The organism is Streptomyces sp. NPDC002787, assembly GCF_053592095.1.
Genome location: NZ_JBSFVC010000005.1, coordinates 29,956 through 42,950, shown reverse-complemented (window position 1 = coordinate 42,950; position 12,995 = coordinate 29,956). Strand labels below are relative to the sequence as shown.

Below are 12,995 nucleotides of genomic sequence, written 5' to 3'. Positions count from 1 at the left end.
GCCGCCTCGCCGTCCCGGCCCACCGGCCGGGCGTCGCTACTTCGCCTCGTTGGCCGCCTTCACCAGCGCGTCCTTGGTGACGGCACCCGCGTACACCGTGCCGTCGTCGGTGAAGAGGACATTGATCAGCCGGGTCTTGAAGACCGTACCGGAGCCGAACTCGCCCTTGACCTGGTCACCGAGGGAGTTCAGGAAACCGTCGACGCGGGCGTCGCCGGTCGAGTCGGAGCCGCCGCCGGTGGGCATGCCGCCCTCGGCGCCGCCGTCGATCACGGCGATGGTGCTCCAGCCCTTGCCGATGGTCTTCAGCCCGTCGAGCCCGCTCGCGAACTCCTCCTCGGAGCCCTCGGACCCCTTGAGCCCCTTGAGCCCCTTGCCGTCCTTGAACGCCCCGTTCTCGCCGGGCCCTTCGAACGTGGAGTCGCCGGACCCGGACTCGTGGCTGCCCGACTTCTCGAGCTCGTCGGCCTCGGTGACCTTCGCGCCCTTCGGCGGGGTGAAGTCGAACGTCGACGCGCTCGGCTTGGCGAAGTCGACCTTCGTGAAGCCCGCGTCCACGACGGCCGCGCCGCCGCTCGCCGGGGTGAGCGTGAACTTCAGCGGCAGCCCCGTCTTCGCGTCGACGGCGATCGAGATCGCCCCGACCGTCGAACCGGACTGCTTCGGCTTGACCACGAGCTTGTACGCGTCCCGCCCGGCGACCTGCGCGGTCCCGTCGACGGTCACGGACGTGGTGTCGTCGACGGCCTTCAGGGCCTCCTCGGCGAGCTGCTGAGGCGTGGCGGGCACGTCCTCGGCGGTGTCGGGCGCGCCCTTCGGGGCCCGCTGGTCCTTGCCCTCTCCGGCGCCGGTCGCGTGGTACACCTCGTTGGAGGCGCTGTCGTACGCCCACAGGTCGTCGCCGTTGTGGATGACGCTGTACTCGGCGGCGTCGTCCAGCAGGGACAGCTTCTGCTTGTCGGGGCCGTCGGTGGCGACCCGCAACGTGTGGGTGCCGGTGGCGAGTTCGAGGAGCTTGGAGGAGGGGTCGGCGGAGGAACCGCCGTCGCCCCCGGAGGGCGCCTGCGAGCCCAGGCTGTCCGCGAGACCGCCCAGGTCGGGCAGGCCCAGATCCGTGGTGATCTTCACCGTGCCGGACACCTGCTGGACGTCCGAGGCGGCGATCTTCTCGATGAGTTCCTGTGCGCTGATCTTCGGCAGATCGGGGTCACCGGAGCCGGCGAAGGCCGGGACGAGCCCGATGGTCGCCGCCGCCACGCCCAGCACGGTGACCGGGACGACGTACCGCGCGGCCTTGCGTCGCCGTGCCGAGCGCATCTCCTCGGCCTCGGCCGCGAGCGCGCCGGCGTCGCCGGACCGGGCGCTGTCGTCGGTTTCGTACGGTGCCATGTGTGCCTTACCTCCGTCGTCGGCGGCGGCGTCTACTCGGAGCCGCCATTCTCACCCGAATCGGTGAGGAGTGGTGATACCCATCTGACCAAATCGGCCGCCGTGAATCGTCAGACTCGGGACTCAACTCGACGTACTGCTACGGGATGACATCGCCGACCGCACGGGATGACACGGCGAGGCGGTGCCTCCCCCCGACCCGTAGGGGTCATCAGGGGAGACACCGCCGCTCGAACTGACGCCCTAGCGGTTGATGAACACATAGTCCGCCTGGTACGGCACGCCGACCATGGCGCCCGGTGAGCAGGAGCCGGCCGGGGCGACCCCGCCGACGGTGTTGAGCCGGAGTATCTCGGCGGTGCCCGCCAGCAGCCCGCGGTGCTTGCCGGACCGGGTGGCCCTGAGGTCCAGCTCGGGGATGTTGCCGTCACCGTTCGGGGACTTGGAGATGAGCGACCCGGTGACCGTGCTGCGGTCGGGCGCGATCCACTGCGGGGTACCGGAGCCGGGCCGCACGAAGGAGTGCGCGATGCGGCCGCCGAGCACGGCGGAGACGTCCCGCTGGGCGAAGGCGTAACCACCGCCGTCGGTCTTCTCGCAGGCGTAGATCTGCTTGCCCTTGACGACCGAGGCCTGGAAGTTGCGCAGGGCGTACCGGAAGTCGAAGTCGGTCGTCACCTTGTGGAACTGGCCCCGGACGGCTCCGCCGGGGAACCGCGCGGTGTGCAGGTTGGCGTAGAACGAGGTCGGGTCGTTCCCGAGCTTCTTGAGCAGCGCGGCGTCCTTCACCTCGACGGTGCCGGTCAGGCTGCGGCCCTTGCCGTGCTTCTTGATCAGCCCGGTGAAGTCGACCTTGATGCCGCCGTTGACGCCCTTGGCGCCCTGGTGGATGTGGAGGGCGCTCGGCTTGTCGGTGCCGCGCCAGGTCACGGCGACGGACACCTTGTCCCCCTTGATCCGTACGAACTCCAGTGCCGCGCCGTCCTTGTCCCCCACCGCGGGACCGCCCTGCACGGGCACCTCGTTGGCGCCGTTCAGACTGGCGGCGAGGATGGTCCCGCCCCGCCCGGTGCCGGCACCGAGGAGACCGCCGGCGGCGGTGTGCCCGCCGTGCCGCGCCACGATCTCCTGCCCGGCCGGGCCCGCCCCGCCGTCCCCGCCGGCCGCCATCGCCGGGAGGACAGCGGCGGCGACACCGGCCGCGGCGGCCACCGCGACACCGGACACGATCAGAGCCTTACGACGCGACGCGTACGCAATGAAAGATCCCATGATTCTGTTTTCTCCCCGTACAGGAGCCGACGCCCCCTGCGTCAGCTTCTGGGCGTCGATACGGAGTGGATCTGAATCTGGACTCAGTCCAGTGCCGTGATGCGGGTCACACAACAAATCGGGCCCGTCCGCCGATTGCGGACGAGCCCGGGGAGGCGGGAAGGGTGCCTAACCCGCGCGGTGCACCACCGCGTCGCACAGTTCCACGAGTGCCGCCTTCGCGTCGCACTCCGGCAGCGGCGCCAGTACGGTCCGCGCCTCCTCCGCGTAGCGGATCGTGTCGCGGCGGGCCTGCTCCAGCGCGGGGTGGACACGGAGACGGGCCAGAGCCTCGGCGTGGCGCGCGTCGTCGGTCAGGTCGGAGTCCAGCAGCTCGCAGAGCGCGATGTCGTCCGGCAGCCCCAGCCGGCCCGCCCGCTCGCGCAGCCGCAGCACCGGCATGGTCGGTACGCCCTCGCGCAGATCCGTGCCCGGCGTCTTGCCCGACTCGTGGGAGTCGGAGGCGATGTCGAGGACGTCGTCGGCGAGCTGGAAGGCGACGCCGAGGCGCTCCCCGTACTGGGTCAGCACGTCGACCACGGTCTCGTCGGCCCCCGCCATCAGCGCGCCGAGCCGCCCGGCGACCGCGACCAGCGAACCGGTCTTGCCGCCGAGGACGTCGAGGTAGTGCTCGATCGGGTCGCGCCCGTCGCGCGGCCCGGCGGTCTCCAGGATCTGCCCGGTGACCAGCCGCTCGAAGGCCTCGGCCTGGATGCGGACAGCGTCGGGGCCGAGGTCGGCGAGGACGTGGGAGGCACGGGCGAAGAGGAAGTCGCCGGTGAGGACGGCCAGGGAGTTGCCCCAGCGGGCGTTCGCGCTCGGGACGCCCCGGCGCACCTCGGCCTCGTCCATGACGTCGTCGTGGTACAGCGTGGCGAGATGCGTCAGCTCGACCACCACGGCCGAGGGCACGACACCCGGCGCGTACGGGTCGCCGAACTGCGCGGCGAGCATCACGAGCAGCGGCCTGAACCGCTTGCCGCCCGCCCGCAGCAGATGCTGGGCGGCCTCCTGGATGAAGGGAACCTCGCTCTTGGTCGCCTCGAGCAGACCCTCCTCGACGGCCGCCATTCCGGCCTGGACATCGGCTTCGAGAGCCTGGTCCCGCGCGCTCAGCCCAAACGGCTCGACGACGGTCACGAGGGTTCTCCTGTCTGCTGACGTCTGCTGACGGTCACACGGTCGGTCTAGGTCGGTCTCACGGTCGATGACAAAGTTTGTCGATCTGTCGCTGCCATCACCCGAGTCAGCGTATCCGGTCACCTTTCGATCACCACGAGCGCCCACGGGTTCGCCCCGGGTGGTATGGGACCGCGCGCTCCCCATTCTTGATCAACTGATACGCGCCGATATCCACCGACGCGCTCACCGCGCACACACGCGACGGCGCGCCCCGGGTACCCGCCCCTCCCTCGGAGACGCCCCGCACTCCACGGCCGACCGAAGCCGCGCCCGCGCTCCCGTACGCCCCCGCTCCCGTACGCCCCCTGCACCCATCACGCGCGCGCTCCCCCGCTCAACCACGGCCGCTCCACCACCCGCGCACGCCCCGTCCACCTCCCCCGCACACCCTCTCCACCAGGCCCGAGTTGACCGATTTGCGGCATACCCAGCACTTCACCCCACTCCTCCCGTGAGTTGAGTCACCCGCCCCCTCCACGGCATCCCCACCCCATCTCGTCGATTTTCCCTTTGCGGTAGGCAAGTTGAGCCGAAATTCCGCACCGGATATTGCGGCCGAATCACGTCAAACTCAAGGTCAACTAGACCAAACCGCCAAACCGGGACTTGTTCAGCTCGTGTGCTCTCGCATACGTTCACACCCCGTCCGGACGGACCGCCGAATCCTGCCGCCGCCCGGACTCCCCACCCATCACCACTCATCCACGCACGGCAGGAGCGGGGGACCCAGGTAAGTCGCCGGTCCGTCTTTCCACATCGGACCGGCTCGGGGTGAAGCCACGCGCAGTACGCCCAGCGGACGCCGCACGCACAGCGACCGCCGGACGACGCGCACGGCCGGGCATCTCCAGCCCGAACCCGACAGCTCACCTCGCAGGCGACGGAGAGGAATCCGCCATGCCCTCAGGCAAGCACCGCCGTCCCAGAAGCAACGCACTGATCCGTGGCATCGTCGCCGCCGGAACGGGCGGGGCCGCACTCGCCCTCCCGCTCATGGTCTCCACGACGGCGAACGCCGCCACCCCGACCCAGGCCGCCGCCTCCGTGCAGTCGGCCCCGCAGTCCGCGCCCGCCGCGGCCAAGACCGTGACGCACACCGTGGTCTCCGGTGACACGCTCTCCTCGATCGCCCGCAAGCACGGCACGAGCGGCGGCTGGCAGCGGCTCTACAAGGACAACCGCGCGGCCATCGGCGACAACCCGGCCCTGATCCGCCCGGGCCTGAAGCTGAAGGTCAGCTCGACGAAGTCGTCCGCGGCCACCAAGGCGTCGACTGCCTCCACGGCCACGCAGGCGTCGGTCAAGACGTACCCGAACAACCTCGACGGCTGGATCCGCGAGTCGCTGGACATCATGGCGCAGAAGGGAATTCCCGGGTCGTACAACGGGATCCACCGCAACATCATGCGCGAGTCCTCGGGCAACCCGCTGGCCATCAACAACTGGGACTCCAACGCCGCCAAGGGCACCCCCTCGAAGGGCCTCCTGCAGGTCATCGACCCGACGTTCGCCGCGTACCACGTGTCCGGGACCCCGTACGACCCCTACGACCCGGTCGCGAACATCACGGCGGCGTGCAACTACGCCGCCGACCGCTACGGCTCGATCGACAACGTGTTCGGCCCGTACTGAGCCTGCTGAGCCCTCGGGCTCCCCTCCTCGTTCCCCTGGGCTCCGGCGGGCCCAGGGGAACGAGCGTTTTCACGGAACGTGCGTTTCAGCGGAGCGTCCGTTTCAGCGGGTGCGTTTCAACGCGTGCGTTTCAACGGAACAGCCGGTCCAGCACGACCGCGATCCCGTCGTCCTCGTTGGAGAGCGTCACCTCGTCGGCGACGGCCTTGAGTTCGGGGTGGGCGTTGGCCATGGCGACCCCGTGCGCGGCCCAGTCGAACATCGGGATGTCGTTGGGCATGTCACCGAAGGCGATGGTCTGCTCCGGGGTCAGCCCCAGATGGTCGGCGGCCAGGGCGAGGCCCGTCGCCTTGGTGATGCCGCATGGCTGGAGTTCGACGGTGCCGGGCCCCGACATGGTGACCGTCGCCAGCGAACCGACCGCCGCCCGTGCCGCCGAGGCCAACTCGTCGTCCGACAGGTAGGGATGGCGCAGCAGCACCTTGCTGATCGGCTCGCACCACAGGTCGTCCCGGCGCGGCACGCGTACGGCGGGCAGCGTGGGGTGCGGCATGAGGTAGCCGGGCTCGATGAGGGTGAGGCCGTCGACCCCGTCCTGGTCGACGGCCGCGTACACCTGTCCGACCTCGGCCTCGATCTTGCCGAGCGCGGTCTCGGCGAGTTCCCTGTCCAGGGTGACGGACCAGAGCAGCCGGTCCGCGCCGGGGTCGTACAACTGGGCGCCCTGTCCGCACACCGCGAGCCCCCTGCTGCCGAGGTCGTCGAAGAGGGGGCGCACTCTCGGCGCCGGCCGTCCCGTCACCACGAGGTGCTGAGCACCGGCCTCCGTGGCCCGCGCCAGCGCGGCGAGGGACCGGTCGGAGAGCGTGTCGTCACTGCGCAGGAGCGTTCCATCCAGGTCAGTGGCGATGAGTGAATATGCGGTGGGAGCGGCCATGATCAGAGAATACGGATGCCGGGCCCCATCGGTTCGACGCGAACCGGACGACGTCCGGCATCCCGACGGCCCCAGGGCGCCCCGGTACGTCCTGATGTCAACCCCCTTTGCCCGAACGGGGGTTCACCAGGCGCCGAGGCCCGCTTCAGCCGCTTTCGCTTTCAGGGGCGCGGGGAAGTGCGCGAACGACCCCCACTCACCCGCACCCCGCGACGCACCGAACCGACCGAGCTCTTCCGGCTTTCCGTTCACCCGTGAGCCGCGGCCAGATGCCGGGCCAACCGAGGCGACGCGAACTCCGTCCCGCACACGAACCGCATCACCGGCCCGTACGAAGCCGCCGCGGGCAACCCCGTGAAGTACAACCCCGGTATCGAGGACCGGAACCCGGCCCCGAGCACCGGCGTCCCCCGGCTCACCTCCAGCTCCGTACGGAGTTCATGCCCCAGGAACCCCATCGCCCCGAGGTCGACGCGGTACCCGGTCGCCGCGATGACATGGTCGGCCGTCATCTCCGACGTACGGCCGTCATGCCCACGGAGCACCAGCCGGGGCCGCCCGTCGATGACGCCGGCCCGCACGACCCGCTCCACCTCCCGCACCTCGACCCGCCCCTCGAACCGCTCCCGCAGCCACCACGCGCCGAGCGGCCCGAGCACCCGGCGGACCAGATGGTGGCGGGTGGCGGCGGGCAGGTACCGGTAGGGATGCGGGTAATAGCTGAGCGCCCACAGCGACCAGGCCCGCCCGAACGGCGACTCGGGGCGCAGCCTCGGCTGCTTCCACGGGGGCGCGCCGAAGGCCACGGCCCCCCGCCCGCGCGCGACGACCCGCACGCGCGCACCGGCCTCGGCCGCCAGCACCGCCGTCTCCAGGGCGGACTGCCCCGCGCCCACGACGACCAGGTCCTTCCCCTGGAAGCGGCTGAGGTCGGGGTGCTGGGAGCTGTGGGAAACGGGCCCCGTGGGGGTGGGGCCGTCGACGGCCGCGCCCGCCAGCTCGGCCGGCAGGTGCGCCAGCCCGAACAGCCCGCTCGCCACGACGACGGCCCGCGCCGCGAACAACTCCCCCGAGTCCAGCTTCAGTTCGAAGCCGCCGCCCTTGCTCCGGTCCACGGAGACCACCCGCACCCGCTCCAACTCGGGCACGAGCCGCTGCTGGAACCACTCCCCGTAGGAGATGAAGGTCTCGACGGGGATGATGTCCTCGTCCGTCACGAGCCGCCGGACGCCGGCGGCGTCGCAGTAGTCGGCCAGGGTGTGGCCGCGTTGCGGGGCGTCGATGTTCGAGGCCACCGGGGTCGACTTCAGGAGCATTCCGGCGGGCATGTTGTCCCGCCAGCTCACCATGGGTTCACCGAAGACACGGACCGGAATGCCATGCGCCCGCAGGTGGGCGGCGGTGGACAGGCCGAACGGCCCGGCACCGATGACTGCTACCGGTTGAATCACGAAGTCCCTCCCCAGGACGTTCTGTGCCTACTTCGTGTCGGGCGCCCCTCTCACTGAGGGCGCACACGTGCGGTGCCGAGGCGGTTGGTCCGCCACAGCTGGTAGAGATGCTTCGCGCCCGGCCGCACGAAGCGCGCGAGCATCGTGAGGAACGGCAGCGGATCGTCACCCGCGAGCCACGCCAGCTCCGTACCGCTCGCGCGCGCCGGCGCGTGCGGCGTGGTGTACCCGCTGCGCCGGTAGGCGAGCAGGGCCGGCAGATCGATGTTCTCCACGATGTACCTGCGTCCGGCGAGCTGCTCCCCCTCCGGCACCGGACGCCCGGTCAGATCGAGGTGCATGGCGCGTACGACGTCGATCTCGGCCTCGTTCTCGAAGAGCCGGAACTGCGCGCCCATCCGCGGATTGAAGTCGAGCAGCTTGTACCGCCCGTCCCGCCGGTCGAACCGCAGATCGAGATCGATGACCCCGGTGAACCCGATCTGCTTGATGAACCGTGCGGCGAGGTCCGCGAGTTCGGGGTTGTCGACGACGTACGCGTTGGCCGTCATCCCCGCGTGCGGCGGCCACGACCGCACCTTCACCCCGGTGAACATCGCCAGCGGGGTCGAGTCCGCGTCGAAGTACGCGTGCACGATCCAGTCCTCGGCGTCCTCCCGGGGCAGGTACTCCTGCAAAATCACCCCGGGCCGCTCACCCCACCCACGGGCCAGCCGCAGCAGGCCCGCCCGGTCGGCGATCCGTGTCGTCCCGTTCACCGCGGGCTGCCTGCGCCGCTCGAACGCCTCCCGGTTCTTGGCCACCACGGGGAAGCGGGCCCGTTCCGCGAACCGTTCGACATCGTCGTACGACTGCGGGAACGAGCTCACGGGACTGGAGATCCCGTGCTCCGCGCACAGTTCGTGCAGGCCCTGTTTGCTGGCGAGCCGCCGAGGCAGTTTCCCCTCGACCCGGGGGAAGAGGAACCGGGACCCCAGCTCCTCCTGGTGCTCGGCGATGAGCACCGCGGCCTCCTCGTCGGTCGGGATGAGCACGGCGGGGCGCCCTATCTCCCGGCCGATGCGCAGCAGTCCCTCGACCAGGCACCCGGGCTGTTCCGTCCCGGTGGTCGGCCATACGAACGCCCGCCGCAGATAGCGCGAGGCGGCGGCCGGTGTGTACCGGTCCTCCGTGATCGCGTACATCGGCACGCCGAGCCGCCCCAGACTGCGGATGGCTCCGACGCCTCCGTGGTGCAGCGGATAGTCACCGAACTTGACGACGAGCCCCGGAACGCCCCGGTCCATCTGCACCGGCGCAGCCCGAGTACCCCTGGCCACGGGTCCCCCCACGTGTCCCCCCTACCGGACCCGGACCCACCCCGTCCGCGTCCCCGAAAGGAAGCTAAGCCGGAACCTTTCCCTCCGACCCTCTCCTATCAGGACATTACGAACTCTTTAGACACTCCCCGATCTCTTCACCGCCCCGTAACGTGTGCCGCGACCAGAGGTACGACGGAACGCACGAGAGCGAGGCAGCACCCGATGCCCCCCTTCGATGTCCCCGACGATGTCCCCGAAGGCGATCCCTTCGACGTCCCCGAGGGCCACCCCTTCGGTCCGCACAACCTCCCCTACGGCGTCTTCTCCCTCGTCGACTCCGGTCCCGATCCCCTTCGTACGGTGGGTGTCCGGCTCGGTGACCATGTGCTGGACATCGCCGCGGCCGCCCGCGCGCTGGGCTCCCCGTACGCCGCGCTCCTGGGCCATCCCACCCTCAACCCCCTGCTGGCGGCGGGGCGTACGGCCTGGTCGGACCTGCGGCGGGCGTTGACGGGCTGGCTGACCGTGCCGTCCCACCGGGAGACGGTCGCCCCGCACTTCCACCCGCTGTCCGCGGTGACCCTCCACCTCCCCTTCGAGGTGGCCGACTACGTCGACTTCTACGCCTCCGAGAACCACGCCCGGAACGTGGGCAGGATCTTCCGTCCCGACTCTCCGGACGCCCTGACTCCCAACTGGAAGCATCTGCCCATCGGGTACCACGGCCGATCCGGCACCGTTGTGGTCTCCGGCACGGAGGTGGTACGTCCGTCCGGCCAGCGCAAGGCGCCCGCCGATCCGGCGCCCGTGTTCGGACCGTCCATCCGTCTGGACATCGAGGCGGAGGTCGGTTTCGTGGTGGGGGTGCCCTCGGAGAGGGGACGCCCGGTGGAGCTGGGCGACTTCCGCGACCACGTGTTCGGGCTGTGCCTCCTCAACGACTGGTCCGCGCGCGATCTCCAGGCCTGGGAGTACGTCCCCCTGGGGCCGTTCCTCGGCAAGTCCTTCGCCACGTCGGTCTCGGCCTGGATCACGCCGCTGGACGCGCTGGACGAGGCCCGGGTGCCCCCGCCGGACCGCACGCACCCGCTGCTCCCCTATCTCGACGACTCCGCCCCCGACGTCGACCCGGGCGGCTACGACCTCCGCCTCACGGTGACCGTCAACGGGCAGGTCGTCTCCGAGCCGCCCTTCGCCACGATGTACTGGACCGCCGCGCAGCAGCTGGCCCACATGACCGTCAACGGAGCGTCCCTGCGCACCGGCGACCTCTACGGCTCCGGCACGGTCAGCGGGCCCGCCGCCGACCAGCGGGGCTCCCTCCTCGAACTCACCTGGAACGGGCGCGACGCCCTCGACCTCCCGACCGGCAAGCGCACGTTCCTGGAGGACGGCGACGAGGTGACGATCACCGCGTGGGCGCCGGGGCCGGGCGGGACGAGGGTGGGGCTGGGCGAGGTCACCGGCAAGATCGTGGCCCGGGGATAGCGCGGGGGCCCTCCGGGCGGGGGCGGTCGGCGCCTGTCCGCCGTGGGGGCCCCACCGTGGGCGAGGTCCCGTCCGCCGTGCTCGCTCGCGCAGTTTCCCGCGCCCCTTTCGGGGCGCGGGTCCTCCCTGGTCACCGGGTCGCCGTGCTAGGCCCAATCGTCATGCTCCGGCTCCGGCTCCACATCAGGCCAGTCGAAGTCGTCTCCCGACTCGCCCTCCGAACCCGAGCCGGACGCGCCCCTTCCCCTCGGCGCCGGCCCCGAGGCCGACTCCGACGCCGACGACCCGTCGGAAGCCTCGTCGGAAGCCCCGCCCAGCGAAGCGAGCACCCCCAGTACGCCCTCCCCGTACGTCGCCAGCTTCTTCTCGCCGATTCCGCTGATGGTGCCGAGCTCGGCGACGGAGGTCGGCCCCGTCGCCGCGATCTCGCGGAGGGTGGCGTCGTGGAAGATGACGTACGCGGGGACGCCCTGTTCGCGGGCCTGTTCGGCGCGCCAGGCGCGCAGGGCCTCGAAGACGGGGACCAGCTCCTCCGACAGCTCGACGGCCGCCGCCTTGGCCTTGCGCTCGCCCCGGCCGGAGCCCGAGGACCCGGATGCGCCCGATGCGCCCGACGCCGACCGCGAGGTCACCGGCTTCTTCGGCTCCTTGCGCAACGGCACCTCCCGCTCCCGCCGCAGCACCGCCCCGCTCTGCTCGGTGAGCACGAGCGTGCCGTACTCGCCCTCGACCGCGAGGAGTCCCTGAGCCAGCAACTGCCGTACGACGCCCCGCCATTCGCCCTCGGCCAGGTCCTCGCCGATGCCGAAGACGGAGAGCTGGTCGTGGTCGAACTGGATGACCTTGGCGGTCCTCTTCCCCAGCAGGATGTCGACGATTTGCACGGCGCCGAACTTCTGCCCGCGCTCCCGCTGCAGCCGCACCACCGTGGAGAGGACCTTCTGCGCGGCGACGGTGCCGTCCCAGGTCTCCGGCGGTACGAGACAGGTGTCGCAGTTGCCGCAGCCGTCGGCCCGCGGTTCCTGGCCGAAGTACTGGAGCAGCTGACCGCGCCTGCACTGGGCGGTCTCGCAGAGGGCCAGCATCGCGTCCAGGTGGGCGGCGGCCCGGCGGCGGAACGCTTCGTCGCCCTCGCTGCCCTGGATCATCTTCCGCTGCTGTATGACGTCGTTCAGGCCGTACGCCATCCATGCCGTGGAGGGCAGCCCGTCGCGGCCGGCGCGGCCGGTCTCCTGGTAGTAGCCCTCCACCGACTTCGGCAGGTCCAGGTGCGCGACGAACCGTACGTCGGGCTTGTCGATGCCCATGCCGAAGGCGATCGTGGCGACGACCACGAGCCCTTCCTCCCGCAGGAACCGCGACTGGTGTGCCGCGCGCGTGCCCGCGTCGAGGCCCGCGTGGTACGGCACCGCCTCGATGCCGTTCTTGCTCAGGAACTCCGCCGTCCGCTCGACGGAGTTCCGGGACAGGCAGTAGACGATGCCCGCGTCGCCGGCGTGCTCCTGGCGCAGGAAGGACAGCAGCTGCTTCTTCGGGTCGGCCTTGGGCACGATCCGGTACTGGATGTTGGGCCGGTCGAAGCTGGCCTCGAAGTGCCTGGCCCGGGGCATGGCCAGCCGCTCGGTGATCTCGCGGTGCGTCGCGCGGGTGGCGGTCGCGGTGAGCGCGATGCGCGGCACGTCCGGCCAGCGCTCGCCCAGCAGGGAGAGGGACAGGTAGTCGGGCCGGAAGTCGTGTCCCCACTGGGAGACGCAGTGCGCCTCGTCGATCGCGAACACCGAGATCTTGCCGCGTCCGAGCAGATCCAGCGTGGTGTCCAGCCGCAGCCGCTCCGGAGCGAGGTAGAGGAGGTCCAGCTCCCCCGCGAGGAACTCCGCCTCGACCACGCGCCGCTCGTCGAAGTCCTGCGTCGAGTTGATGAACCCGGCGCGGACGCCCAGCGCCCGCAGCGCGTCCACCTGGTCCTGCATCAGCGCGATCAGGGGCGAGACCACAATGCCCGTACCGGGCCTGACCAGGGACGGAATCTGGTAGCAGAGGGACTTGCCGCCGCCGGTCGGCATGAGCACGACGGCGTCGCCGCCCGCGACCACGTGCTCGATGACCGCTTCCTGCTCGCCCCGGAAGGCGTCGTACCCGAAGACCCGGTGGAGCACGGCCAGCGCCTCGCTCTCCGCCCCGCGTCCCGCGCCCACGGCCCCTCCGCCCGGCCCACGAGCCGTACCGCCCGCTACCGGTCCGGCCGTCCTGCCCTCGTCCGTCATCACACTCGTCCCGCCCGTCCCGATCATGGTTCGTCCCCCG

At 70.9% G+C, this 12,995-nt stretch carries 9 protein-coding genes; 2 read left to right on the top strand and 7 right to left on the bottom strand.

What is annotated here, in order from left to right; genetic code table 11:
• Positions 1-36: 36 nt before the first annotated feature.
• From ACWD26_RS08170 to ACWD26_RS08160, 3 genes are all read right to left on the bottom strand, one after another.
• On the bottom strand, positions 37-1,389 hold the full coding sequence (locus ACWD26_RS08170; RefSeq protein ID WP_451267486.1) for a LolA family protein: 1,353 nt from the start codon (positions 1,387-1,389) through the stop codon (positions 37-39).
• A gap of 243 nt (positions 1,390-1,632) precedes the next feature.
• The gene (locus ACWD26_RS08165; protein ID WP_451267484.1) at positions 1,633-2,661 is read right to left on the bottom strand and encodes a CHRD domain-containing protein; all 1,029 of its coding nucleotides are present in this window, start codon (positions 2,659-2,661) and stop codon (positions 1,633-1,635) included.
• A 168-nt stretch (positions 2,662-2,829) separates the two neighbouring features.
• Positions 2,830-3,840 (bottom strand): polyprenyl synthetase family protein, encoded by a 1,011-nt coding sequence (locus ACWD26_RS08160; protein ID WP_451267482.1) that lies wholly within the window; start codon positions 3,838-3,840, stop codon positions 2,830-2,832.
• Between the two features lie 939 nt (positions 3,841-4,779).
• Between ACWD26_RS08160 and ACWD26_RS08155 the strand changes: the two genes are divergently transcribed.
• Complete coding sequence (locus ACWD26_RS08155; RefSeq protein WP_451267480.1) at positions 4,780-5,514, top strand: transglycosylase SLT domain-containing protein; 735 nt, start codon at positions 4,780-4,782, stop codon at positions 5,512-5,514.
• A gap of 130 nt (positions 5,515-5,644) precedes the next feature.
• Here the strand turns inward: ACWD26_RS08155 and ACWD26_RS08150 are convergent, their stop codons facing one another.
• From ACWD26_RS08150 to ACWD26_RS08140, 3 genes are all read right to left on the bottom strand, one after another.
• The gene (locus tag ACWD26_RS08150) at positions 5,645-6,451 is read right to left on the bottom strand and encodes an HAD family hydrolase (protein ID WP_451267478.1); all 807 of its coding nucleotides are present in this window, start codon (positions 6,449-6,451) and stop codon (positions 5,645-5,647) included.
• Positions 6,452-6,699: 248 nt separating this feature from the next.
• A complete protein-coding gene (locus ACWD26_RS08145; protein WP_451267476.1) occupies positions 6,700-7,902 on the bottom strand; it encodes an NAD(P)-binding domain-containing protein in 1,203 nt (400 codons plus the stop codon).
• A 50-nt stretch (positions 7,903-7,952) separates the two neighbouring features.
• Complete coding sequence (locus ACWD26_RS08140) at positions 7,953-9,188, bottom strand: carboxylate--amine ligase (RefSeq protein WP_451268014.1); 1,236 nt, start codon at positions 9,186-9,188, stop codon at positions 7,953-7,955.
• Between the two features lie 237 nt (positions 9,189-9,425).
• Here ACWD26_RS08140 and fahA point away from each other — a divergent pair, with 237 nt between their 5' ends.
• Positions 9,426-10,691, top strand: a complete 1,266-nt coding sequence (fahA, locus tag ACWD26_RS08135) for a fumarylacetoacetase (protein ID WP_451267474.1) — start codon at positions 9,426-9,428, stop codon at positions 10,689-10,691.
• Between the two features lie 146 nt (positions 10,692-10,837).
• Here fahA and recQ read toward each other — a convergent pair whose 3' ends face one another.
• Positions 10,838-12,982 carry a DNA helicase RecQ gene (recQ, locus tag ACWD26_RS08130; RefSeq protein WP_451267472.1) on the bottom strand — a complete coding sequence of 715 codons (2,145 nt, stop codon included), beginning with the start codon at positions 12,980-12,982 and terminating at the stop codon, positions 10,838-10,840.
• Between the last annotated feature and the right edge of the window lie 13 nt (positions 12,983-12,995).

Bases quoted from the DNA above. Each gene is read 5' to 3' on its own strand.
- ACWD26_RS08170 (WP_451267486.1), bottom strand. From the start codon at position 1,389: ATGGCACCGTACGAAACCGACGACAGCGCCCGGTCCGGCGACGCCGGC.
- ACWD26_RS08165 (WP_451267484.1), bottom strand. From the start codon at position 2,661: ATGGGATCTTTCATTGCGTACGCGTCGCGTCGTAAGGCTCTGATCGTG.
- ACWD26_RS08150 (WP_451267478.1), bottom strand. From the start codon at position 6,451: ATGGCCGCTCCCACCGCATATTCACTCATCGCCACTGACCTGGATGGA.
- ACWD26_RS08140 (WP_451268014.1), bottom strand. From the start codon at position 9,188: ATGGACCGGGGCGTTCCGGGGCTCGTCGTCAAGTTCGGTGACTATCCG.
- recQ (WP_451267472.1), bottom strand. From the start codon at position 12,982: ATGATCGGGACGGGCGGGACGAGTGTGATGACGGACGAGGGCAGGACG.
- fahA (WP_451267474.1), top strand. From the start codon at position 9,426: ATGCCCCCCTTCGATGTCCCCGACGATGTCCCCGAAGGCGATCCCTTC.
- ACWD26_RS08155 (WP_451267480.1), top strand. From the start codon at position 4,780: ATGCCCTCAGGCAAGCACCGCCGTCCCAGAAGCAACGCACTGATCCGT.